The sequence below is a fragment of the Brevundimonas sp. genome, from assembly GCF_029946145.1.
Classification (GTDB): domain Bacteria; phylum Pseudomonadota; class Alphaproteobacteria; order Caulobacterales; family Caulobacteraceae; genus Brevundimonas.
This window is the reverse complement of sequence record NZ_JAQSDY010000027.1, coordinates 56146-78795: the sequence shown is the minus strand read 5'-3', so window position 1 is coordinate 78795 and position 22650 is coordinate 56146. Positions and strand designations below refer to the sequence as shown.

Annotated in this window: 19 protein-coding genes; 2 read left to right on the top strand and 17 right to left on the bottom strand. The window is 66.6% G+C overall.

Annotation, left to right across the window (positions count from 1 at the left end; all coding sequences use genetic code 11):
* Positions 1-5: 5 nt before the first annotated feature.
* From PSV23_RS12465 to PSV23_RS12455, 3 genes are read right to left on the bottom strand one after another with little or no spacing between them, the layout of a single operon-like run.
* The gene (locus PSV23_RS12465; protein WP_300469427.1) at positions 6-788 is read right to left on the bottom strand and encodes an SDR family oxidoreductase; all 783 of its coding nucleotides are present in this window, start codon (positions 786-788) and stop codon (positions 6-8) included.
* 3 nt (positions 789-791) lie between these two features.
* Positions 792-1799, bottom strand: coding sequence for a zinc-binding dehydrogenase (locus PSV23_RS12460; protein ID WP_300469425.1), 1008 nt, complete (start codon positions 1797-1799; stop codon positions 792-794).
* A 12-nt stretch (positions 1800-1811) separates the two neighbouring features.
* Positions 1812-2975 carry an acyl-CoA dehydrogenase family protein gene (locus tag PSV23_RS12455; protein ID WP_300469423.1) on the bottom strand — a complete coding sequence of 388 codons (1164 nt, stop codon included), beginning with the start codon at positions 2973-2975 and terminating at the stop codon, positions 1812-1814.
* 179 nt (positions 2976-3154) lie between these two features.
* Between PSV23_RS12455 and PSV23_RS12450 the strand changes: the two genes are divergently transcribed.
* Positions 3155-4255: a CaiB/BaiF CoA-transferase family protein gene (locus PSV23_RS12450; RefSeq protein WP_300469421.1), complete on the top strand. Its 1101-nt coding sequence runs from the start codon at positions 3155-3157 to the stop codon at positions 4253-4255.
* A 6-nt stretch (positions 4256-4261) separates the two neighbouring features.
* Here PSV23_RS12450 and PSV23_RS12445 read toward each other — a convergent pair whose 3' ends face one another.
* Together PSV23_RS12445 and PSV23_RS12440 are read right to left on the bottom strand one after the other, a co-directional pair.
* The gene (locus PSV23_RS12445) at positions 4262-5014 is read right to left on the bottom strand and encodes an SDR family oxidoreductase (RefSeq protein ID WP_300470451.1); all 753 of its coding nucleotides are present in this window, start codon (positions 5012-5014) and stop codon (positions 4262-4264) included.
* Between the two features lie 2 nt (positions 5015-5016).
* A complete protein-coding gene (locus PSV23_RS12440) occupies positions 5017-6090 on the bottom strand; it encodes an aminoglycoside phosphotransferase family protein (RefSeq protein WP_300469419.1) in 1074 nt (357 codons plus the stop codon).
* Between the two features lie 561 nt (positions 6091-6651).
* Here PSV23_RS12440 and PSV23_RS12435 point away from each other — a divergent pair.
* The gene (locus PSV23_RS12435) at positions 6652-8760 is read left to right on the top strand and encodes a TonB-dependent receptor (protein WP_300469417.1); all 2109 of its coding nucleotides are present in this window, start codon (positions 6652-6654) and stop codon (positions 8758-8760) included.
* Positions 8761-8921: 161 nt separating this feature from the next.
* Here the strand turns inward: PSV23_RS12435 and PSV23_RS12430 are convergent, their stop codons facing one another.
* From PSV23_RS12430 to PSV23_RS12375, 12 genes are all read right to left on the bottom strand, one after another.
* Complete coding sequence (locus PSV23_RS12430) at positions 8922-10304, bottom strand: MFS transporter (RefSeq protein ID WP_300469415.1); 1383 nt, start codon at positions 10302-10304, stop codon at positions 8922-8924.
* Between the two features lie 3 nt (positions 10305-10307).
* Positions 10308-12095 carry an acetyl-CoA carboxylase biotin carboxylase subunit gene (locus PSV23_RS12425; RefSeq protein WP_300469413.1) on the bottom strand — a complete coding sequence of 596 codons (1788 nt, stop codon included), beginning with the start codon at positions 12093-12095 and terminating at the stop codon, positions 10308-10310.
* On the bottom strand, positions 12092-13207 hold the full coding sequence (locus tag PSV23_RS12420) for an NADH:flavin oxidoreductase (RefSeq protein ID WP_300469411.1): 1116 nt from the start codon (positions 13205-13207) through the stop codon (positions 12092-12094). Before PSV23_RS12420 ends, PSV23_RS12425 begins: the two co-directional genes overlap by 4 nt.
* Complete coding sequence (locus PSV23_RS12415) at positions 13204-14019, bottom strand: hypothetical protein (RefSeq protein WP_300469409.1); 816 nt, start codon at positions 14017-14019, stop codon at positions 13204-13206. Before PSV23_RS12415 ends, PSV23_RS12420 begins: the two co-directional genes overlap by 4 nt.
* Positions 14016-15566, bottom strand: coding sequence for an acyl-CoA carboxylase subunit beta (locus PSV23_RS12410; RefSeq protein ID WP_300469407.1), 1551 nt, complete (start codon positions 15564-15566; stop codon positions 14016-14018). The genes PSV23_RS12415 and PSV23_RS12410 overlap by 4 nt, the downstream gene beginning before the upstream one ends.
* 5 nt (positions 15567-15571) lie before the next feature.
* Positions 15572-16363: an enoyl-CoA hydratase/isomerase family protein gene (locus PSV23_RS12405; RefSeq protein WP_300469405.1), complete on the bottom strand. Its 792-nt coding sequence runs from the start codon at positions 16361-16363 to the stop codon at positions 15572-15574.
* 119 nt (positions 16364-16482) lie between these two features.
* Positions 16483-17334 (bottom strand): alpha/beta hydrolase, encoded by an 852-nt coding sequence (locus tag PSV23_RS12400; protein WP_300469403.1) that lies wholly within the window; start codon positions 17332-17334, stop codon positions 16483-16485.
* Entirely contained in the window at positions 17325-18095 is a 771-nt protein-coding gene (locus PSV23_RS12395) for an SDR family oxidoreductase (RefSeq protein WP_300469401.1), read from the bottom strand. Before PSV23_RS12395 ends, PSV23_RS12400 begins: the two co-directional genes overlap by 10 nt.
* Before the next feature lie 8 nt (positions 18096-18103).
* The gene (locus PSV23_RS12390; protein ID WP_300469398.1) at positions 18104-18877 is read right to left on the bottom strand and encodes a TetR/AcrR family transcriptional regulator; all 774 of its coding nucleotides are present in this window, start codon (positions 18875-18877) and stop codon (positions 18104-18106) included.
* Positions 18874-20124: a cytochrome P450 gene (locus PSV23_RS12385; protein WP_300469396.1), complete on the bottom strand. Its 1251-nt coding sequence runs from the start codon at positions 20122-20124 to the stop codon at positions 18874-18876. The genes PSV23_RS12390 and PSV23_RS12385 overlap by 4 nt, the downstream gene beginning before the upstream one ends.
* A gap of 20 nt (positions 20125-20144) precedes the next feature.
* The gene (locus PSV23_RS12380) at positions 20145-20855 is read right to left on the bottom strand and encodes an SDR family NAD(P)-dependent oxidoreductase (RefSeq protein ID WP_300469394.1); all 711 of its coding nucleotides are present in this window, start codon (positions 20853-20855) and stop codon (positions 20145-20147) included.
* Positions 20852-22504 carry a class I adenylate-forming enzyme family protein gene (locus tag PSV23_RS12375; protein ID WP_300469392.1) on the bottom strand — a complete coding sequence of 551 codons (1653 nt, stop codon included), beginning with the start codon at positions 22502-22504 and terminating at the stop codon, positions 20852-20854. Before PSV23_RS12375 ends, PSV23_RS12380 begins: the two co-directional genes overlap by 4 nt.
* Positions 22505-22650: the final 146 nt, after the last annotated feature.

The following is a 22650-nucleotide window of genomic DNA, read 5'->3' as shown; positions in this document are numbered from 1 at the left end:
CGCGATCAGCGGCAGCCGCTGATCCCGCCGTCCACCGGGATCTCGGCGCCGGTGACGTAGCTGCCGGCGCGCGAGCTCAGGAACACCACGATGCCGGCGATATCGTCCGGCCGGCCCATGCGGTTCAGCGGGATGTGGTTGTCCAGCAGACCCTTGGGCGCGCCGTCCTCGTCGCGCAGGTGGGCCGTCATCGAGGTGGGGAAGAAGCCGGGCAGGATGGCGTTTACGGTGATGTTGCGACCCGCGAGATCGGCCGCCAGCTGGCGGCTCAACTGGTGGATCGCCGCCTTGGATGCCGAATAGCTGTAGGCTTGAAGCGGCTCGATCACCTTGCCGGCGACCGAGCCAATGTTGATCACCCGCGATGGGTCACCGCCCGCGCCGCTGGCGGTCAGCTCCGGCAGCAGCTCCTGCACCATCTTGAAGGGCGTCTGGACGTTGACCGCCATGACGCCGGGCCAGGCCCGGTCGGGGAAGGTCTCGATCGGTCCGCCCCAAGTCCTGCCTGCGTTGTTGACCAGGATGTCGAGCCCGTCCGCGTGGGTCCGGTAGCGGCGGACCAGATCGACCGCCGCCTCGGGCGTCGACAGGTCGGCGACGAAGGGCGTGCAGTCGCCCAGCGCCTGCATGTCCTGCGCCGCCTGTCCGGCGACCTCCGCCTTGCGAGAGGTGATGGAGACTCGCGCGCCCGCGCGCAGCAGGCCTTCGGCGATCATCCGCCCCAGCCCCTGGGCGCCCCCGGTGACGAGGGCGCGTTTGCCGGTCAGGTCGAACAGGGTGCTGGTCATGGATCAGTCCGCGATGTCGATGACGACCTTGCCGAAGGCATGACCGCTTTCGAGATGGTGGAGGGCGTCGACGGCGCGCTCCAGCGGGAAACGCTTGTCGATGCTGGGCGTGATTCCCTGCTCACCGACGAACGCCAGGGCGGCCTCCAGCTCGGCGCGGTTGCCGACATTGGTGCCGATGATGCGGATGTTCTTGAGGAACAGCTCGGGCGCGTTGACCGTGAAGCCCATCCCGCCGGTCGATCCATAGACCACGACCCGGGCCCCGAGATTCAGCGACCGCCCATAGGCCGGATAGCCAGACGCCGGCGCCCCGTCGAACACCACGTCGATGCCGCCCGAGGCCTTGCCCAGCGCCTTCTTCCAAGTCTCGTCGGTGTAGTTGAAGCCCGCCTTGGCGCCCAAAGCGACAGCCTTGGCGATGGTCTCGTCGGAGCCGGAGGTGACAAAGACGGTCGCGCCCATGGCGACGGCCAGCTGCAGGGCCGCCGCCGCTACCCCGCCGCCGATCCCAGTGATCAGCACCGTCTCGCCGGCCTTCAGTTCCGCCTTGGTCACCAGACCGCGCCAGGCCGTCAGCACCGCCAGCGGCAGGGCCGCCGCCTGGGCGAAGTCGAGATGGTCCGGCTTGGGCAGGACGTCCTCGGCCGCCAGCACGATGGCGTCCGCCACCGTCCCCGGCCCGGGCATGCCCAGAAGGGCGAAGGCGGGCGCCGGCCAACGCGGATCGTCGCCCCAATTCATGCCCGGATAGCAGACGACCGCCTTACCGATCAGGCCCGCGTCGACTCCGTCCCCCACCGCATCCACGATGCCCGCCCCGTCACAGCCCAAGGTCGCGGGCAGGCTCATGCCTGGATACATGCCTTTTGCTATCCACAGTTCGCGGTGGTTCAGGGCGGCCGCCTTCAGCGCCACTCGGACCTGTCCGGGGCCGGGTTCCGGCGTTGCTATGGTGTCGAGCTTCGCCGCGCCGAGGCCGTCGGCGGATGACAGTGTCAGTGCGCGCATGATGGCATCCGATCAGAAGGAGCGGGGCAGGCCGAGGGATTCGGCGATGCCGTTGCGGACCATTTCGTTGGTGATCGGCCCGATCCGCCAGAGGCGGCTGTCGCGCCAGTATCGCTGCATGTCGGTCTCGGCCGAATATCCCATGCCGCCCAGGATCTGGATGCCCAGGTCGGCCGCCTTGTTGGCGTTCTCGGACGCCACCAGCTTGACCATGTTCGATTCCAGACCGCAGTCCTGCCCGGTTGTCATCTTCCAGGCCGCGTAGTTGACCAGCAACTCAGTAGTGGTGCGCCAGGTGGCGATGTCGGCGACATAGTGTTGGAGCGCCTGGAACTGACCGATCGGTTTCCCGAACGCCTTGCGCTCCTTCATGTAGTCGATCGCGTCTTCCAGCACGCCGTCCATGACACCCAGGCAGAACGAGCCGACCATTATCCGCTCGTTGTTCAGCGTAGGCAGCAGGGTGTACCAAGCCTTGTCCGGCGTCCCCATGACGTCCTCGTCAGCGCAGAAGGCGTCCTCGAAATGGATTGCGCACGATCCCATCGACCTCATGCCGAGCTTGGACAGCGGTGTGATGTTGACGCCCTCGGCCTTGGCGGGGATCCAGAAGAGGCTCAGTCCCTGATGCTTCTTCTCGCCGGCCTTGGTCGTTCGGGCCAGCACCAGCAGCCGGTCGGCTACGTGCGCGGATGAGCTCCAGATCTTCTCGCCGTTGAGTTTCCAGCCGCCGTCGACCTTTTCCGCCGTGGTGGTCATGCCGCCCAGCAGGTCGGTGCCGCCGCCGGGCTCGGTAAAGGCGATGGCCGCCTTCAATTGACCGGTCGCGATCAGCGGCAGGTATTTCTTCTTCTGCTCGTCGGTGCCGTACAGTCCGATCGACTTGGAGCCGGCGAAGGAGGTGATGCCCCAGATCCAGGCCAGGCCGCCCAGTGACCGTGCCAGCTCCCGAGCCAGTATCATCTGCATCAGGACGTCGCCGCCCTGGCCGTCATAGTCCTCAGAGATGCCAACGCCGTGAAAACCGGCCTCGGTGAACTTATCCCAGAGCGCATACGGATAGTTGTGCTCGTCCTTTTCCAGCTCGCGCGCCCAGCTCTTGGGCAGCTCCGCGTCGACCCAGCGTTTGACGGTTTCGCGAAACGCGCGGTGTTCTTCTGACAGTCCAAAGTCCATTGCCGTATCCCAGGAGGGCTCTGAGCGCACCGAATGCGCGCAGCAATCATGAGAGCGTTGTGAAAGGTTGCGATCATTTTATCAACCTATCGTTTGGCAGATACATGACGAAATTGAATGATGGACTGTCGCGGATGTGGTGCATGCATCGGGAGGCCCTGCTCTCACTGTGAGGAATGATGACCACCACCACCGGGCCCCTGGAGGGCCTCCGTATCGTCGAACTGGACGCCATCGGCCCTGTGCCCTTGGCCGCCATGCTGCTGGCCGATCTGGGCTGCGAGATCGTCCGCATCGCCCGCGCGCCCAACTCGGGCCAGACCTGGGACGATACGGGCGGGTCGATTCTGCACCGGAACCGCAAGCATGTGCATCTGGACCTCAAGTCGCCTCCGGACAGGGATCAGGCGCTCGCGCTGATTGACCGCGCCGACGCTCTGATCGAGGGGTTTCGGCCGGGCGTGATGGAGCGGCTGGGGCTGGGGCCGGACGTCTGCTTGGCGCGCAATCCTCGTCTGGTCTTCGCGCGCATGACGGGCTGGGGTCAAACCGGTCCGTTGGCCCCGCGCGCCGGACATGACATCAACTATATCGCCATCACGGGCGCCCTGCATGCCATGGGTCAGCCGAAGCAGCCGCCGGCGCCGCCCCTGAATCTGGTCGGCGACTACGGCGGCGGGGCCATGTTCGCCATCGTCGGCATCCTGTCCGCCATCATCAGCGCCAGGACGACTGGGACAGGGCAGGTGGTTGACGTCGCCATGACCGATGGCACGGCGGCCCTGACCAGCTTCTTCCACGCCTTCACCGCCAGCGGCCTGTGGAGCGATGAGCGCGGCGCCAATCTGCTGGACGGATCAAAGCCCTTCTATCGTTGCTACGCCTGCGCCGACGGCGGCCATGTCGCAGTTGGCCCGCTTGAGCCGCCGTTCTTCGCCCAGCTTCTGAAGGGCCTCAAGATCGAGCCGGACCGGTTCGTCCAGTATGATCCGGCGGGCTGGCCTGAGATGGAAGCCGCCTTCACCGCCGTCTTCCTGACCCGTACGAGGGACGAGTGGGACGCGGTGTTCCGGGATACCGACGCCTGCGTGTCGCCGGTGCTCAGCTTTGGCGAGGCGACGGATCACGCTCACAACCGGGACCGGGGCACGCTGGTGAAGGTCGGAGGCGTCACCCAGCCCGCACCCGCGCCGCGGTTCGCCGCCACGCCGACCGGGATTTCCGACTACCGCCGAGGCCTGCTGTCCATCCACGACGCCCTGTCAGGCTGGGCAGGATGACTGACCTCAGGACGGCGCGAGGTACAGGGGCATCAGCATCCGGTCGGCCCCGCCGTCCACCATCAGATCGACACCCGTCACGAACGCGGCTTCGGGCCTTAGTAGGAAGTGGATCACCTCGGCGATGTCCTCGGGCCGGCCGAGACGGCGAAGCGGAATCCGTGCGGCGCGCGCGTCACGGTTGGCGGGATCGGCGTAGATATGATCGTTCAGACCCGTCATCACCGTGCCTGGCGAGACGCAGTTGCTGCGGATTCCGTCCGGGCCCCACTCCGCCGCCAACTGGGCCATCAGCATGGCCAGGGCGGCCTTGCTTGCGCTGTAGGACCCCAGCGACGGCGCCGCGTTTCGGCCCGCCAGCGAGCCGGTCGCGATGATGACCCCGCGCGACAGCTTCAGCTGCGCATAGGCGGCCTGGGCCAGACGGAAGGTCGCGTGGACATTGATCGTGAAGCCTCGCTCGAAATCCTCGAACGGCATGTCGGCCAGGGCGCCGGCGCAGATGGCGCCGGCGTTGCTGACCACCCCGTCAATCCCGCCCATTTCGGCGACCGCCGCGTCCACGATAGCCTGAGCTGCCGTGGGGGCGGACAGGTCCGCGATCAGGGTAAACGCTCCCGGGATGTCGCTCGCCGCCGCCTCCAGCCGCGCTGCGTCCCGGCCCACCAGCACCATCTTCGCCCCGGGATTTCGCTCCGCGATGAGGCGAGCCAGGGCCAGACCGATGCCGCTCGACGCGCCGGTGATGACGACCCGCATGGTCACGCCCCGCCCCACAGGGCGTCGTGGACGTCCAGCCGTTGGGCCGCCGCGTTGAAACGCAGGGCCTCCATGTCGCAGACCGCGGCGGGCTGCATGGTCGGGGGCACGACGTTCCAGACCAGGCCGTACATGGCGTGACGGCGATAGCTGAGCCAGGCGTCGTCCCAGTCCGGCGCGGCGACGCCCTGGTCCGTCAGGGCCTTCAGATAGTGGGCGACCAGATCGCGCTCGTGGGTCGCACACTCCTCGGCATCCATGCTGCCGATCAGGAAGTAGCTGACGTCATGGGCCCAGTCGGACTGCATGAATCGCTGCCAGTCGAGGAATCCAGGCGTGCCGTCGTGCTCGAAGAACAGATTGCCGGGGTGGGCGTCGCCATGGACCATGCACAGGTGCTCCGACGCCCGGTCCAGCGCCCACAGTCGTTCCATCCCCCCCGCGGCCGCCGCATAGGTGTGGAAGGCCTTGGGCAGGGCGGCCGCGACGGGCGACGTCATGGCTCGCTCCCAGGCCCCGTCGCGCATGATCCGAAGCACGATCCCGTCCGTCGCCAGCGAGCCGCCCACTGCACCCAGCCGGGCCAGGTCCGGGGCGTTCCAGCGATAGGCATGCAGTCGCGCCATCTGGTCCAGGGCCTGGGTCGCAGCAGAGAGGCTAATGGGCCTGCGCGCGTCGCCGAAGCTGGCGTTGCGCACCAGCAGGTCCTCGATCAACTGGACCCCGAACCCGCTGTCGTCGTCCACGCTGGCGAAATAGCAGCGAGGCGCGTTCACCAGTCCCAGCGGTTCAATCTCGCTGTAGAAGAGGCTTTCGCGTGCATGCGACGTGCGGACATGGTCCGAATGCGCTTCGTAACCGCCTTTGAACCACATCGTCGCGGGCAGGCGGTGACGATGCCCCGCCTCGTTGTAGTCGAGCAGCATCCGCAGCTTTGTGCCCGTCGCGCGCACCGACGTTCCGAAGGTCAGGCTGCGAACTTCGACGCCCGGATAGCGCTGCCCCAGCGCGCCGCTCAGCCAGTCCGCGTCGACCTCTTCGAGCGTGCGGGGGAGCTTCAGCGGGGATTCCGGCATGGTGCTTTCCTGTCTCCGTCATGGGCCGATCGCGTCTGCCGGCAGAGTGCGCCAGTCAGAGCATCTACCAACTGGACGATAGGGCGTATCGTCACGAACGATGTCAAGATCAGCGAGTTACTGCGTGCCATAAGTGCGAATAGCAGAGAAAATGATGTTATCGCTCCCCCCTCGCCACCACGAACGAGCACAGGTTTCCGGATAGCGCCCCTCGTGTAAATATCGCGGCTAATGTATCGGTTTTAAAAGTATGCCGCATCTTGCAGATTCGTAGAATAATGGAGGGCTATGCGTAAATCAGTTCGCAAAATGACGTGTATCATGGGTCCGAATAAAGCATATGCGCGATTCTAATTCACTATAATCTGCTGCTTTCACGCCGCCTTTTCCGGCTTGCCAAACCTCTGGAACCGCAGCAATCATATTCCACCAAACGATGGGTCAAAGCCACGTAGTTCTGACCACGTTCCAGGGAAGGGAAGCGAAATGAACAGGAAGTCGCAGCTAATGCTTGCGTCGGGCTTGTCGGCGGTCGCGATGGCGATGTCCGGCGCGCCCGCGATGGCTCAGGATACCGCCGCCGCCGCCGCCACCGACCAGCAGGAAGAAGACTCGCGTCTGGACGACATCATCGTCGTGTCTCGCAAGCGGGCGACCGGTGAATCCTTGCAGGATACGCCGGTCGCGGCCACCGCCTTCGGCGCCCAGCAGCTTGAGGAAGCCGGGGTCAAGGACCTGACCGACGTGGGCCGGATGGCGCCCAGCGTCTCGCTTCAGCCGTCGTCCCAGCGGGGCGTCCAGAACTTCTCGATCCGCGGCATGGGCGTGTCGGGCTCGACCCCCTCGGACGAGCCCGCGGTCGGTATCTTCCAGGACGGCATCTACTGGGGCAGCAACTATGGCGCCCTGAATGAACTGTTCGACATTGAGGGCGTTGAAATCCTGCGCGGGCCGCAGGGCACCCTGTTCGGCCGCAACGTCACCGGCGGCGCCGTCACGGTGCGCAGCGGTCGGCCCAGCTTCGCGACCAGCGCCGAGGGCACGGCCGGTATCGGCAACTATGGCCTGAAGGAAGTGTCCGGTGTCGTCACCGGCCCCCTGATCGGCGACAAGTTGGCGGGCCGTCTGGCCCTGCAGAGCCGGAGCCTCGACGGCTATTTCACCAACACCGTGACGGGCCGCGACTATGGCCGAAGCGATTCCTACATCGTTCGTCCCAGCCTGACCTGGCAGCCGACGACCACCTTCTCGATCACCGCCTTGGCCGAATGGTTCTCGGACTCCGGGGATCCTACCGTGGTTCGCGGCATCGCGCCCTGCACCATTCCCGGCTGCGCGCCCAACCTCGCTACCCGGGAAGGCTTCACGACTTCTGACGACTACTATGACGTCGCCTACAATGAGCCGGGCTCGAACGAAGTCGACGTCTTCCTCGGCGTCGTCGAAGCCAACTGGGACGTCCTCGGCGGGGTCCTGACCTCGGTGACCGGCGTGCGCAACGTCCGGACGCGAGTCCTGACTGACTTCGACGGGACGCCCAGCGCCGGCTTCCTGCAGCAGATCGCCCAGGATCAGGAGCAGTTCAGCACCGAACTGCGCTTCGCGGCGGATGTCAGCTCGTTCCTGAGCTACACCGTCGGCCTGTACTATTTCGACCAGAACTTCGATTTCCGCGAGCGGCGCAGCCTGAACAACAACGCCACGAACATCGCGACCCGGTCGTATCTCGACAACGACAGCTTCGCCGCCTTCGCGGACGCTGACTTCAACATCACCGACAGCCTGACCGTCACGGCCGGCGTCCGCTACACCACGGAGACCAAGACGGCCAGCGCGGCGGCCTTCGGCGCCTGCTCACTGGATTTCCTGACCTGCACCCTCACGGGTCCGCGGACCACGTCGGACGAGAACGTCTCGCCACGTATCAGCGTCTCCTACGACCTCGACGACAATCAGCTGATGTACGCCTCGGCGACACGCGGTTTCCGCAGCGGCGGCTTCTCCCTGCGCGGCACGCCCCTGGTCGAGCCCTATCAGCCTGAAGAGGTCACCGCCTATGAGATAGGCTACAAGGGAGATCTGTTGGATCGTCGTCTGCGCCTGAACCTGGCGGCCTATCACAACACGTACGACAACCTGCAGCGGACCGTTCTGGGCGTCAGCCCGACCGCCGGGGTCGTCCAGTCGGTGTTCAACGCGGCGGCCGCCACCGTCAGCGGCGTCGAGGCCGAGGCCACCGCGATCATCACCAACAACTTCGAGGTGACTGCCGCCTACGGCTTCACCGACGCCCGATACGACGAGTTCCTCGGAGTCGTCGACCCGGGATCGCGATCGTTCGTGCGGATCCCCGAGAACACCGGAACCATCGCCGCCCGTTACGAACGCGATCTGGAAGGCGGGGGTCAGATCGTGGCCCGCGCAGCCGCCCAGTACACGGGCGAATATTTCTATGACGACACCAACCTGCTGAAGCAGGAGGCATACACTCTCGTCGACGCCAGCCTGGCCTATACGGCTCCGTCCGAAATCTGGACGGTCACGCTGTGGGGCAAGAACCTGACCGAAGAGGAATACGCGCCTTGGGGGTCCACGCTCGGCGGCCTCGGCGAGAACCGCTTCCCGGCGGCGCCGCGCACTTTCGGCATCCGGATCCAGGCCCGCTACTAGGGCCCACTGTCTCCCCCGAAACCTTGGGCGCGGCGGCCTCTGCTTCCGCGCCCATTCTTTGTCTGGCCTGGACCCGTTCTCCGCCCGTCATGGGCATCGGGCAGCAGAAAGGGCGCGCCGGTCACACCGACGCGCCCTTCGGGTCACTTCAACTCTTCAGTTCAGGTCGCGGACTGTTCCGCTGCGAGCCGGGCCGCCTCGGCCTCCTCGGCCTCCAGCGCCCTGCGGAAGTGGGGCAGCGTGCCGTAGCCCAGCCAGGCGGCGAGGGCGGCGCTGACCGCACAGACAATGGCCAGTGATTGGTTCACACGCGCCGGATCGTGGAACACGAAGTCGGTCAACAGGGCCACCAGGGTCGGCGCAACCCCCAGACCGAAGCCTGACAGGATGAAGGTGTAGATGGACGTCACCACCCCCCGCATGCGGTTGGGGGTGGCTACCTGGAGGGCCGAGGCCGACATGGCCTGCGGGAAGCTGTAGAAGAAGGTCGCCAAGGCGGCCACGCCCATCACCGTCGCATAGGTCGGAGCGACCGGGATCAGGGCGCAGATCGGTACGAGGGCGACCGCGGCGATCACGACGCAGATGATCACCGAACTCTTGTGACCCCGCTTGCGGATCAGGGCTCCGACCAACGGGCCTGACAGAACGCCCAGCGACCCCATGACCAGCACCAGTGCGCCGAAGACCAGACCGACGTTGCCGGGATCGGCGCCGTAGTTACGGATTAGGACAGACGGCATCCAGGCGGGCAGGGCGTAGAGCACGACTGTCACCAGCGCCATCGCCGCAAAGAAGCGCAGGTAGAATTTGCGGCGCTCCCACAGGAAGCCCGCGACCTCGCCCAGGCTGAACCGCCGGTCGTCCAGCACCGCGCCCGCCGTGGCCTGCCGCGGCGGTTCACGCACGATCAGCATCGCTAGTCCCAGCACGACCCCGGGCGCGCCCACGAAAATGAAGGTCAGTTGCCACGCGGCGAAGTCCGACAGGGCGGGGATCGTCTCGGACAGGACGGTCGCGGACCCGATGACCAGCCCGCCGAAGATCAGGGCGAGCCCGCCGCCGAGATAGGGTCCCATCAGGAACACGCTCATCGCCCGGGGGAGCTTCTCCTTGGTGAAATAATCCGAGATCAGCGACCAGGCGGCCGGGCCTAGCGCCGCCTCTGCCGCCCCGACGCCCGCCCGTCCGAAGAACAGGGTCTCCAGACTGGTGGCGAAGCCGCACAGGATCGTGAACGCGCTCCAGGTCACGACGCCGAAAACGACGAGATTGCGCCGGTTCCGCGTGTCGGCCAACCGCCCGAACAGAGGGATGAAGGCGATGTAGGCGACGATGAAAGCCAGCCCCTGCAACAGGCTCATCTGGGTGTCGGTCGCGCCCAGATCACTCTTGATCGGGTCGATAAGCAGGTTCAGCACCTGACGGTCGATGAAGGACACCGTGTAGGTCGCGGTCAACATCACCAGCACCGCCCAGGCGTAACCGCCGTTCATCGGAATGGGCCCCTTGCCGGCGGCGGACGTGGATTCAGGCACGCTCATGTCTCACTCTCCCGGGGTGGTGTACGCGCGAACGACAGCGACGATGGCTCCGGACTTGACGGCGTCGCCGACCCTGACATTCAGGGCTTCCAGAACGCCGTCATGAGGGGCGGCCAGGACGACCTCCATCTTCATGGCTTCCAGCACGAGGACCGGCGCGCCCTTCTCGACGCGCTCTCCCACCTCGACGGGTGTGTGGGCCACGGCCGAGTCCATGGGAGCGAGGATGGCGGGACCGCCGGCCCCGCCCGCCGCGCTACGGCGCTCGACCTGCGATCCGGAGGAAGTGACGGCATCGCGTGATGTCCGCACGCCATAGACGGCGACATCCACCAGCTGGCCGCCCCAAGGCGCGCTGACGATCCGTTCTGAGATGGATGCAGCCGGCGCGGCGCCGGGTGATGAGGCGGTGGCCGCTACCGGCGCGGGACGATCGGCCGGGCGGGGCAGCCATTCGCGTTCCACCGATCCGGTGTCGTGAACCGCCGCGGCGAAGTCCGGCTGTTCCAGAAGGTCCCGCAGATAGGGCGCGGTGGTGCAGGGGCCGGCTACGACCAGGTCGTCCAGCGCCCTGGCCAGACGCACCCGCGCCTCGTCCCGGGTGCGTCCCCAGGCCTGAACCTTGCCGAACATGGAATCGTAGAAGCTGGGGATGCCGTCTCCGCTCTCGACCCCGAAATCGAGCCGGAGCCAGGGACCGCCGGGCAGCCGCAGGTCGTCGATCCGGCCCGGGGTCGGACGGAAGTCCTCCCAGGGATCCTCGGCCGAAATCCGCGCCTGGATGGCGCAGCCGTTCGTGACCACGTCGGTCTGGGCGATGCCCAGCGCCTCGCCGCCGGCGACACGGATCTGGGCGTTGACGAGGTCGATGCCGGTGACCAGCTCCGTGACCCCGTGCTCGACCTGGAGCCGGGTGTTCATCTCAAGAAAATAGAAGGCGTCTTTGGCCACGTCGGCCAAGAACTCGACCGTGCCGGCCCCCTCGTAACCGACGTTCTTCGACAGGGTTACGGCGGCGTCGAGGATGCGGGAGCGCAGGCCGTCGGACAGGGCCGGGGCAGGGGCTTCCTCGATCAGCTTCTGGTGCCGGCGTTGAAGGGAACAGTCACGGTCGCCGAGGTGGATCAGCGCGCCATGTCCATCGCCCAGCACCTGCACCTCGATGTGGCGCGGTCGGACCAGATAGCGCTCCAGATAGATTTCCCCGCGCCCGAAGGCGGCCGAGGCTTCCCGCGTCGCCTGCTCCAGCGCCGCCTTCAGGTCTTCCTCGCCGTGCGCGACCCGCATGCCGCGACCGCCGCCGCCGAAGCTGGCCTTGACCGCGATCGGCCAGCCGATCCGGCGGGCATGGATGATCGCATCGTCGAAGCCCTCGACCGTCCCGTCCGATCCGGGCAGGACGGGCAGGCCGGCGGCAACCGCCGCCTTCCGCGCCTCGACCTTGTCCCCCATGGTCGCGATGACCCGGGGGGAAGGGCCGATGAAGCGCAGGCCAGCCTTGCCCACGGCTTCCGCGAATTCCGGGCTTTCGCTGAGCAGACCGTAGCCGGGATGGACCGCATCTGCGCCTGAGCCCCTGGCGGCGGCGATCAGGCGATCGATATCCAGATAGCTTTCCCGCGCCGGCGACGGCCCGATGTCCACCGCCTCGTCCGCCAGTCGGGTCCACAGGGCGCCGGCGTCGGCCTCGCTGTGGACGGCGATGGCGCGCACGCCCACCTCGCGACATGCCCGGATGATGCGGACAGCGATCTCGCCCCGGTTGGCGATCAAAACGGACCTGATCTTCAATGCAGCACCTCGAGCGTGGTCTTGTCGAACGGACGCAGCGCGTCGAGGCGGCCCTCCCTGATCTTGCGGGCCCATTCGGGGTCGCTGAGAAGCGCCCGACCGACGGCGACGATGTCGAACTCTCCGTCCGCCACCCGGTCGGCGAGCGGGGCCAGATCGGTGGACACGTCCGCCTCGGCGTTGAGATCGCGCACGGACATGGCGCCCGCCAGTCCGACGCTGCCGACGGTGATCACCGGCTTGCCTGTCAGCCGCTTGACCCAACCGGCGCCGTTCATCGGGGACCCCTCGAACTCGGGCTCCCACCAGCGGCGCTGCGAACAGTGGAAGATGTCCACGCCCGCGTCGGATATTGGCGTCAGGATGCCGGCGAAGGCGTCGGGCGTCTCGGCCAGCCGCGCGGAATAATCCTGCTGCTTCCACTGCGATATCCGCAGGATCAGCGGGAAGTCCGGGCCCACGGCGGCGCGGATGGCCGTGATCACCTCGACCGCGAAACGGGTCCGCTGCACGGCGTCGCCGCCATATTCGTCGTCGCGCAAATTCAGGGCGGCCCACAGGAATTGGTCCAGCAGGTAGCCGTGGGCGCCGTGCACCTCGAGGGCGTCGAAGCCGAGAGCGCGGGCGTTCTCGGCCGCGCGGGCGTAGCTGTCGACGATATCCCGGATTTCGGCCTTCGTCAGGGACGGGGCCACCCGCTTGCCTCCGGCCTTGTGGAGACCGGAGGGCGAGGCGCTGGCCAGGTCGGGATTGGGATAGTCGTCTCCCGGGCTGCGCATGACTCCCACGTGCCATATCTGGGGAGCAATCTTGCCGCCGGCCTCGTGCACCTCGTCCACCACCCGACGCCAGCCGTCCAGGGCCTTGCCGTGGAAGGCGGGGATGCGCTCCGAGTGCGACGACACCGGATGATCCAGCGTCGTCCCCTCGGTGATGATCAGTCCGACATCGTTCTCGGCGCGGCGTCGGTAATAGGCGGCGACCTCCGGTCCCGGCGACTGGCCCGGCGATTTCCAGCGCGTCATCGGCGCCATGGCGATCCGGTTCCTCAACTGCAGCCCGCCGCCGTCGAACGGGGTGAACAGGGCGGACAGGTCGCCTGCGCCCGTCATCGTGGCCCTAGGGTGCGCTGCAGGTCGAGCCGGTTACGAATGATCCTGCCAGTCGCCACGGCGCCGTCGGCGACGTGCACGATCCCCGCCATATGCAGCTCCACCTTCCGCCCGACGTCTGCTTCCGTCGGGGCGAAATCGGCCAGCAACGCGCCCGTCTGGGTCGCGTGGAAGCCGACACGGCTGCCGCAGGAGAAGAGATCGTTGATGATGACGCCGTTCGGTTCGACGATCGCCTCGACCTCCGCCCCGGTCCAGGCGTCGTCGCAAAGCACGCCTGGCGTCCGGGCCAGTCGGCCGCTCTTGAGCCACGCACGCACCGCCGCCTCAGCCGCCGGATCGGGCGCCTCCGCCTTGGTGTCCCAAGGGGCGGTCGCGGGGCTCTCGACGGGGTTAGGGATGCCGGACTTCATCTGGCGGGCGCGCGAGGCGTAGTCCTGTTCGACGAAATTCTTCACCAGCCGGTCGCCGTTCCAGACATAGAGGCCGATGCCTCCCCAGGCCGTGATCGCCCCCCCGTGCCGGATCGAAGCCCCGTGTTCGGAGAAGCGCATCATCAACCGCTCGCCCGAGGTCCAGATCTCGTGGACCGTCAGTATCAGGCCGGGGAACTGGTCCATCTGCTTGCGGGTCGCCGCGCGATAGGCAGTGTCGCGTCCAACCACGTCGTATGGCCCCATGCGCAACGCATAGTCCGCCTCCATGATCTTGGGCGTCTCCCCCTGATCATGGCTGTTCGTGTAGTCCATGACGTAGTGCTTCATCAGCCGCAGGAAGGCCGGTCCGTCCGCGACCGAAAGGGGCCGGCTCATCGTGACACCCGCGGGCGTTCGCCCCAGGCGAAGTTCAGAGCCCGGATCAGGATGTCGCGCGTCTGGCCCGGCTCGATTACGTCATCGATCGACAGGTGCGCTGCGGCTTCCCATGGCTCGGATTCGGCCGTCCATTCGACCTCCAGAGATTCTGCCAGGGCGTCGCGGGCCTCGATTCCGCCCCGTTCGAATTCGGCCTCCAGCTTGCGGCGATAGATGGTGCGCACGCCAGTCTCCGGGGCCATGAAGCCCAGTTCGGCGCTGGGCCAGGCGAACAGGAAGTCGGGATGGGTCGGCCGTCCGCCCATCGCGAAATGCCCCCCGCCATAGGCCTTGCGGATGACTACGCCCAGCTTGGGCACGGTCGCCGTGGAGATCCGCAGCGCCAGCTTCTCGTAGATCTTGAGAATGCCGCTGCGCTCGGCCTCGCTGCCGACCATCAGGCCGGGCACGTCGTTCAGGAAGATGATCGGCAGGTTGAAGGTGTCGCACAGGTCGACGAAATCCAGCTCCTTGGCCAGGGCGTGGGCGTCCAGGGCTCCGGCCTTCACGACCGGCTGGTTGGCGACGATTCCGACCGGATTGCCGTCCAGCCGCACCAGGCAGGTCAGCAGCGAGCCGCCCCATTCATCGGCCCAGGGCAGGATGCTGGCCTCATCGGCGATGGCGTCAATGACGCTCCGCATGTCGTAGCCCGATTTCTTGCCCAGCGGCACGATGTGCTCCAGCTGGGCGGGATCGGTGCGGGGCGCGCGCGAAGGCGCGACCGGCGCCGGAAGGCTGGAATTGGCGGGCAGGAAGGACAGGAAGGCGGCCAAGGCGTCCATGGCGTCGGCCTCGCTCTCCACCGCCATATGGGCGTTGCCGATCGCCAAGGCCTTGTCAGGACCGCCGAGGTCGGTGTCAGTCAGGACCTCGCCCGTCGCCTGTTCGACGATCGACGGACCGACAAGGGCCAGCGAACTGGACCGCGTCATGCAGACAAAGTGGGCGGTCGAGGCGTGCAGGGCGCTGTCGCCATAGGACGGGCCCAGAACCGCCGCGGCGCGAGGGACAATGGGCCCGCCGTCCGTCGGCTTCAGGAAGGTCTTGAAGTCCAGCGGCAGGTGGCTGAAGCGCCAGCCCATGACGTCCGGAATGCGCCCGCCGTCCGCGTCGCACAGCAGGACGATGGGAAAGCCGTTCTTCTGGGCGATCTCGATCAGCCGGCCCTGTTTGCGCATCGAGGTCGGGGCCGTCGTACCGGCCAGGACTGAGGAGTCGATCCCGATCACGCCGATATTGCGGCCGTCCAGCCGGGCGAATCCTGTCACGGCCGCATCGCCGGGCACGTGCTTGGAAGTCCGCAGTTCGGGCAGGCCCAGGGCGCCGATCTCAAACCAGCTGCCCTCGTCGATCAGAAGTTCGACCCGCTCGCGCACCGGCAGCCGGCCGGAGGCGCGGTGTTTGGCCAGGCCGACTTCGCCGCCCATCTCCATGGCCCGCGCTTGGCGCTGGCGCAGTTCGGCGATGCGGTCCTGCATCGTCGGGGTCTTCGTATCGTGCATGGGGATCAGGCCTTTCCGCCGCCGAATCGTGGGGCGCGGCGTTCGACGAAGGCGCGGACGCCTTCGGCCCGGTCGTCCGAGCATTGCAGCATGGTGATGGCCTCGATCGAATAGTCGAAGGCGGCTTGGTCGATCTGACGATTCATCAGCCGCTTGCCGACCGCCAGGGCGTAGGGCGAGTTGGCCGCGACCTTGCGGGCCAAGGCTCTGGCCTCGTCCATCAGGTCGCCAGGGGCGACGACGGCCTGCACAAGGCCGATCTCCAGTGCACGGAGGGCCGAAATCCTATCGCCGGTCGCGACCAGATATTTGGCCATCGGACGGCCTATCACCTCCGGCGCGCGGATGGCGCCGAAGCCGGGGATGAGGCCTAATGCCGCCTCGGGCATCCCGAAAGTCGCGGTTTCGGATGCGATGGCGAAATCGCAGGCGAGGGTCAATTCGCAGCCGCCGCCGAGGGCATAGCCGTTGACCGCCGCGATGACGGTCAGGGGGGAGCGTTCGATCGCAGCGAACCCGGCCATGGCGTCGATCTGGAAGGCGCGCATCCCGGTCTGGCCGTCGTCCATGTCCGCGAAGCCGCCGATGTCGCCGCCGGCGCTGAAGGCCTTCTCGCCGGCGCCGGTCAGGATAACGACGCGGGTTTGACCATCCGTCTCGACCATTGTCAGGGCGGCGCGCAGGTCGGCCCAGAAGGCGTTGGTCAGGGCGTTCAACTTCGCCGGACGGTCGATCGTCAGGGTGGCGATCCCGTCCGCGCGGTCGATAGTCAGATCGCCAATGCGATGCGGCGCCATCCCCGGGACCTTCCCTGCTCGACGTTTGTTGATATACGTCGTTCAGCATTTCTACCGTTTGTTAGAATCATCGGCAAGAGACGATCCCGATAAAACAAACGCTCGGTAGAAAACAAGGCTCAACGAGGCGGGTAGACCCGTTTGAGGAACTCCAGCACCAGCGGCGCATAGGCGTCGTTGGCGTCGCCGGTCAGCATATGTCCGATACCCGGCGCGACCAGGGTCTCGACATGCGGGGCGATCGACAGGAAGTGCGCGACATGTTCGGGTCGGACGACGGTGCTGTCGCCGGCCCGGATCATCAGGGTCGCGGCTTTCAGCTCGGCCGCGCTGCGTTCCAGCAGGGCCAACTGGTCAGGGCCCTTCACGAAGCGGTCGTCGACGAAGCGGGGATCCCATCGCCAGAAGAAGCGACCGTTTTCCTCGCGCATATTGCCTCTCAGACGTTCGGGCCGGGGAGCGCGCCCATGGGCGGCGAGAGCCGATAGGGTGGCGGCGGCACTCTCCACACTGTCGAATCCGGCAATGGAGGCGTGGAAGAACTCGCGCACGTCGTCTGCGACGTCCTCGTCTATACGCGGCGTGACGTCGGCCAGGACGAGCGCGGCGATCATCTCCGGGTGGGTCGTCGCCATCAGCAGCGCCGCCCGGCCGCCCAGGGACGCGCCGACCAGCGCCGCCCGGCCGCTCAGTTGCGGAATGATGGCCGCGAAATCGCGCACATAGGACGCGAAGCTGTAATCGCCGTCCGGCGCCCAGTCGCTGGAGCCATGCCCGCGCAGGTCCAGCGAAACGGCATGGTATCCGGCTTCGGCCATGATCTTCGCCGTGGCGCCCCAGGCGCCTCGGCTCTGTCCGCCGCCATGTGCGAACAGGATCGCGGGAGCCCCGGCCTCACCCCAAGAGTCGGCGACGATGGTCAGGCCATCGCCTCGCAGGTTGAGGGTCATGGGCTGGCTGGTCATCGACATCCGCTGATCCCTCCGTCGACCGGGATCTCCGCCCCAGTGATATAGGCCGCCGCCGGAGACGCCAGAAACACCGCGACGCTGCCGATCTCGGCCGCCGTGCCGAACCGGCCGAACGGGATTTTTCGCGTCGTGGCGCGGGTCAGGTTCTCGTCGGCCCGCACCCTGGCCGTCATGTCCGTCGGAAACCAGCCTGGCACGATGATGTTCGCCGCGATGTGCCGACGCGCCAGGTCCGACGCCAGCTCACCTGTCAGATGGTGCAGCGCCGCCTTGCTGGCGGTGTAGGCATAGGCTGACAGCCGGTGAACGGAGTTCCCGGCGATGGAGCCGATGTTCAATATCCGGGCGGGATCGGTCGCGGTCCCCGCCTTCTCCAGAACCGGCAACAGGTCCCGGATCAGGGTGAAGGGGACCTGCACATTGATCGGCATGACCGCATCCCAAGCCTGGTCCGGATAGTTGTCCAGCGGCGCCCCCCATGTCTTGCCGGCGTTGTTGACCAGCACATGGAGGGCGTCGACCCGCGCCTTGACCGCTTCGGCCAAGGCGACGGCCCCGGCCGGCGTGGACAGGTCGGCGTCGATGCCTTCGCAATTACCCATTGCTGCCATCTCGCGCGCCGCCGCATCGGCATCGCGGCGTGAGGTGATGATGACGCGGGCGCCGGCCTGCAGCAGGGCCTCGGCGATCATGCGGCCCAGACCATTGGCGCCGCCCGTGACGAGCGCAGTGCGCCCATCGAGCCTGAACATCGCGGTCATGCGACGCCTCAGGCCGGCTGGCGCTTGGCGGTCCTGGTCTTCGTTTTCGGCGCGGCCGGTGCCGAGGCGGCCGCGGCCGCGGCGGCGGCGGCGCGGCGTTTGGGTTTCGGCTTTGCGACCGTGGCGTGTCGCAGGCCCGACACGATGGTCGCGGCAACCTGTTCTCCGATCGTCTCCAGCGCCACCGGACCTTCCGGCCGGTACCACTCGTGGGTCACCGAGGTCGCGCCCAAGCTGGAGAAGGCGGCCACCTTGGAGTTGACGGAGGGATCGATCAGCCCAGCCGCCTTGGCTTCCTCGATCAGGCGGAAGGCCGCCATCTCGTACATGTCGCGTTCGGCGATGATCTTCTGCTGCTGTTCGGCGGGCACGAAGTGGAAGTCGCGCAGGAAGATGCTCAGCCGCGCCCGATGCTCGCCAGCGTAGATTGTCAGGCGGCGCAGATACTTGGTCAACTCGGCCAGCGGATCGGTCGAATCGAATGCGATGTCCTCGATTATCTCAACCCCACCCCGGTGCAGGTCGCGTAGAATCTCGAACAGGAGTTCTTCCTTAGAGGATACGTAATAGTAGAGACTGCCCTTCAGCAGGCCGACCTCGTCGCTGACGATCTGCATGGAGGTGCCAGCGAAGCCTTGCTGCCTGAACAGCCGGGTCGCGACCTCCAGAATCTGCTGCCAACGTTCCTGGGACAATTGGCTGCCCGCACGCGCCCGCCGGGGTGGTTTTCCGTGGTCTATTGGCGGTTCGGCTGCGTCCAAAAACTCGAGCTCCTGCCTCATGCCGACGGCCCCAGAATGACATTCAGGGGGCCCATCGAGCGCATATAAAGACCACGGAAGCTAGGAGGTTCGGCCGAAGCGTCCAAGTGCAAATGCGGGAACCGATCGATAATTTCCCTTACCGCCTCGTGCATTTCGGTGCGCGCCAGAGAGGAACCGACGCAGGACCGTGTTCCGCGCGCGAAGGCGAGGTGGCCCGTCAGGTCCGGCCGGTCCAGATCGACATCGGCCGGGCAGGGGAACCGTTCGGGATCGCGGTTCGCGGCGGCGTGCAGCAGGATGATCATCTCGCCCTTCTTCACCGTCGTGTCGCCGACCTCGGTGTCCTCCATACAGAACCGGTGCCGGAACTGGACGACGTTCATCAGCCGCAGCGATTCCTCCACCACGGCCGGCAGCGCGTCTTCCGGATTGGCCCGAACCTTGTCCATCAACTTCGGATCGGCCAGCACCAGATACAGGGCGTTGGCGATGCCGTGCACCGTGGTGTCGGAGCCGGCGAAGAACAGTTCGCGGCAGATGCCCAGCGCGGCTTCCTCGTCCATGTGGATGCCGAAGTCCGGGGCGTCTCTCCAGACACGGCTGATGAAATCGTCCGCCGGTTCGTCCCGCCGGGCGCGGATATAGGGCAGCAGCATCTCGTTCAGTCTGCGCGAGGCTGCCAGCGCCTTGTCCCGCAGATCTGTGTCGCGATAACCGGAGGCGATGAAGGCCACGATCGCGTCATTGCAGGCCAGGATCTCGGCGACCATCGCGTCATCGTCGGTCGGCATCCCCAGCAGGGAGCAGATTACCCGGGCCGGGATGATGGCGGCATAGTCGGCGGCGAGATCCGCAGTCGTCCTGCCCTCCAGTCGCGCCAGGGACGCCGCCAGCACCGGTGCGATATGGATCTGCCGGTAGCTCTCGATATTGGCCGCCGACAGAAGCTTGAAATGGAAACGCCTCAGTTTGACGTGATCTCCGTCCCGGCTCAGCGTGATGTTGGCCCCGCCGCCCTTTATCTCCTTCACGATCTCGTCGGCGAAGACATAGGCGTTGGCGAAGCGGCTCTCGTCCCGCTCGGCGATCAGGCACTGGTCGAAGTCATGCACAAGCCAGGCGCGCGCCTCCGGGTCCCAGGTCGGCGATCCCGCCTCGCGCAGCCGTTCGTAGAAGCCGAACGGGTCCCTGTCGGCAAATCCAACCACGCTCTCGCCCACCGGGCAGGTCCGCGGGCGGTCGTGGGTCGCGTTGGTAATGCTCATGTCGCTTCTCCGCTTCGGGTCTAGAGGCCGCCGTGCACGTCGATGGTTTCGCCGGTGACGTAGGTCGACCGGTCTCCGGCGAGGAAGGCTATGACGTCCGCGACCTCCCCGGCCGTGGCCGCGCGCTTCATCGGCGTCTGGTTCAGGAAGGCGTCGCGGACGTGCGGCTCGATTTTCGGGCCCAGGCCGGCATCGACGAGGGCGGGTGCCACGGCGTTCACGCGGATGCCCAGCGGCGCCATGATCCGCGCCAGGGTCATGGTGAAGTTGATCACCGCCGCCTTTGAAGCCCCGTAATCGACCTGGCTGGAACCGCGACGGCCCGCGATGGAGGAGACGTTGACGATCGCGCCCCGGCCGTTGTCGCGCATTGCCAGACCGACCTGCTGGCACAGATAGAGGGGCGCGGTGATGTTGACCGCCAGCGTCTGCGCTACCTGCTCCATGCTCAGTTCGAAGAAGGGGGTGAACCGATAGAAGGCGGCGTTGTTCACCAGAACGGCCGGGGCGCCGAACGCCGCGACGATTTCGTCCAGCATCCGCCGGACCCCGTCGAAGTCTGTGAGGTCGCAGACCCAGGTGCGCGCGGCCTCGGGGGCGTCGAACGCCTGCAGGTCAACGCCCAGAACCGTGTAGCCTTCGGCCGCCAGCGTTCGCACGATGGCACGACCCAGTCCGCCGGCCGCGCCGGTGACTAGGGCGACCCCGCGATCGGCAGCCGACGCAGTCATGCGCTTTCGACCAGATCGGCGGGCAGGTATTCCTTCAACCGGAACTTCTGGACCTTGGTCGTCGACATCGGCCAGTCGGTGACGAAGATGACGTGCCGCGGGACCTTCCAGTTCGCCAACCGACCCGTGCAGGCCGCAATCACCTCGGTCTCGGTGATCGTGGAGCCGGGATCGCGCTCGACGAAGGCGACGGGCACCTCTGTCAGGCGCTTGTGAGGGATACCGATGATCTGGACCATCTTCACGCCGGGCAGGCCCTGGATGAAGGCCTCGATCTCGGCGGCGGCGACGTTTTCGCCCCCGACCTTCAGCATGTCCTTGATCCGGCCAAGAAAGGTCAGGGCGCCGTCGGGGTCCATCCGGCCCCGGTCGCCCGTCTTTACCCAGCCGCCCGGCAGGATGGTGGCCGCCGTCGCCTCCGGATCCTTGTAGTAGGACCTGAAAGCCCCGCCGCCCCGGAACTGGATTTCGCCCGGGGCACCGCGCGGCGACTCGATGTTGGTCTCGGGATCGCAAATTCGGACCTGGGTGTTTTCCGGCGGATAGCCGCTGGACACAGCCCGGACGTCCAGAGGCGCATCCCACCGCGCGAAGGTGACGATGCCCGCGCCCTCGGTCATGCCGAACAGGTTCAGCAGCACCGCGTGATCGGGCAGGGCGGCCTGGATCCGCCGTTGCAGGGCCTCGGGGCCCACGTTCAGCATCGAGCGGACGAAGTCGAAACGGTCCTTGTTGAAGCGCGGATGCTCGATCACCGTGATCGAAAGCTGGGGGAAGCCGGAATAGAGATGGGCGATCCGATGCTGTTCGATCAGCTCGACCGCCTGTTCCGCTTGATAGTGCGGCTGGGTCATGAAGGCGGCGCCTGTCGCCAGAATGATCGTCATCGGCCCCACGCCGCCGGTGTGGTAGAAGGGCATGGGCGTCCACACCGTCTCGTCGGGACGCAGGCTGACCGTATTGGCGAAGGTGGACCAACTGGCCTGGAGGCCTTGATGTGTCAGTTCGCAGCCCTTGGGGGTGGAGGTCGTGCCCGAGGTGTAGATGATGGTGGAGGTGTCGCCGACGTCGCGCTGCGCCCGCGCAGCGTCGACCTCGGCATCGGGAATGTCCGCACCCAGGGCAATCAGGTCTTCGCTGGACAGGAACGGCGACGTCGGCACCTTGCCCATCAGGACCAAGGCCTTAAGCGCCGGCGCGCTGGTCAGATTCAGTGATGTCCTGTCCGTCTGCGCGTCCAGTCCCTCCAGCGTGTCCCGAAGCAGGGAGGTGAAGTCGACATGGTCGGCGATCAGGTCGGTGGTCAGCAGCACGCGGCAGTCGCTGTGCTTCAGGGCGTACCCCAATTCATGGCGCTTGTAGCGAGCGTTCAGCGCGACGACGACGGCCCCGGCAATCAGCCCCGCGAAATAGGCGATGACCCAGTCGGCGCAGTTCGGCATCAGGGTGGCGATATGGTCGCCGGGCTTGACGCCGAGTCGGATCAGCCCCTTGGCCATCGCCCGGGCGCGGTCGTTCACCTCGCCATAGGTCAGGGTCTCGCCCGGAAAGATGGCGAAGGTCGCGTCCGGGCGACGCGCCGCCTGCTCGGACAGAAGGATGTCGACCGCCTTCGTGGGGGCGTCATGGGGAAGGGCAGTATCGGCCATGCGCCTGGATCGCCTCCGTTAGTCGTTTCCTCTCCACGTCATGCGTGGACGGGCGCGCTTAATCCCGCCTCTAACAAATGGTAGGTTAGGGCCGATAGACCGGCAAGCGGAAAGAGCGGAATCGACCAACCGACTGTTTGATTATC

Excerpts from the sequence above, each read along its gene's own strand:
- PSV23_RS12410 (WP_300469407.1), bottom strand. The coding sequence starts at position 15,566 with ATGCACGATACGAAGACCCCGACGATGCAGGACCGCATCGCCGAACTG.
- PSV23_RS12405 (WP_300469405.1), bottom strand. The coding sequence starts at position 16,363 with ATGGCGCCGCATCGCATTGGCGATCTGACTATCGACCGCGCGGACGGG.
- PSV23_RS12385 (WP_300469396.1), bottom strand. The coding sequence starts at position 20,124 with ATGAGCATTACCAACGCGACCCACGACCGCCCGCGGACCTGCCCGGTG.
- PSV23_RS12395 (WP_300469401.1), bottom strand. The coding sequence starts at position 18,095 with ATGACCGCGATGTTCAGGCTCGATGGGCGCACTGCGCTCGTCACGGGC.
- PSV23_RS12440 (WP_300469419.1), bottom strand. The coding sequence starts at position 6,090 with ATGCCGGAATCCCCGCTGAAGCTCCCCCGCACGCTCGAAGAGGTCGAC.
- PSV23_RS12420 (WP_300469411.1), bottom strand. The coding sequence starts at position 13,207 with ATGACGGGCGCAGGCGACCTGTCCGCCCTGTTCACCCCGTTCGACGGC.
- PSV23_RS12390 (WP_300469398.1), bottom strand. The coding sequence starts at position 18,877 with ATGAGGCAGGAGCTCGAGTTTTTGGACGCAGCCGAACCGCCAATAGAC.
- PSV23_RS12460 (WP_300469425.1), bottom strand. The coding sequence starts at position 1,799 with ATGCGCGCACTGACACTGTCATCCGCCGACGGCCTCGGCGCGGCGAAG.
- PSV23_RS12465 (WP_300469427.1), bottom strand. The coding sequence starts at position 788 with ATGACCAGCACCCTGTTCGACCTGACCGGCAAACGCGCCCTCGTCACC.
- PSV23_RS12380 (WP_300469394.1), bottom strand. The coding sequence starts at position 20,855 with ATGACTGCGTCGGCTGCCGATCGCGGGGTCGCCCTAGTCACCGGCGCG.
- PSV23_RS12375 (WP_300469392.1), bottom strand. The coding sequence starts at position 22,504 with ATGGCCGATACTGCCCTTCCCCATGACGCCCCCACGAAGGCGGTCGAC.
- PSV23_RS12435 (WP_300469417.1), top strand. The coding sequence starts at position 6,652 with ATGGCTCAGGATACCGCCGCCGCCGCCGCCACCGACCAGCAGGAAGAA.
- PSV23_RS12430 (WP_300469415.1), bottom strand. The coding sequence starts at position 10,304 with ATGAGCGTGCCTGAATCCACGTCCGCCGCCGGCAAGGGGCCCATTCCG.
- PSV23_RS12400 (WP_300469403.1), bottom strand. The coding sequence starts at position 17,334 with ATGTCGATGACCAGCCAGCCCATGACCCTCAACCTGCGAGGCGATGGC.
- PSV23_RS12415 (WP_300469409.1), bottom strand. The coding sequence starts at position 14,019 with ATGAGCCGGCCCCTTTCGGTCGCGGACGGACCGGCCTTCCTGCGGCTG.
- PSV23_RS12455 (WP_300469423.1), bottom strand. The coding sequence starts at position 2,975 with ATGGACTTTGGACTGTCAGAAGAACACCGCGCGTTTCGCGAAACCGTC.
- PSV23_RS12450 (WP_300469421.1), top strand. The coding sequence starts at position 3,155 with ATGACCACCACCACCGGGCCCCTGGAGGGCCTCCGTATCGTCGAACTG.
- PSV23_RS12445 (WP_300470451.1), bottom strand. The coding sequence starts at position 5,014 with ATGCGGGTCGTCATCACCGGCGCGTCGAGCGGCATCGGTCTGGCCCTG.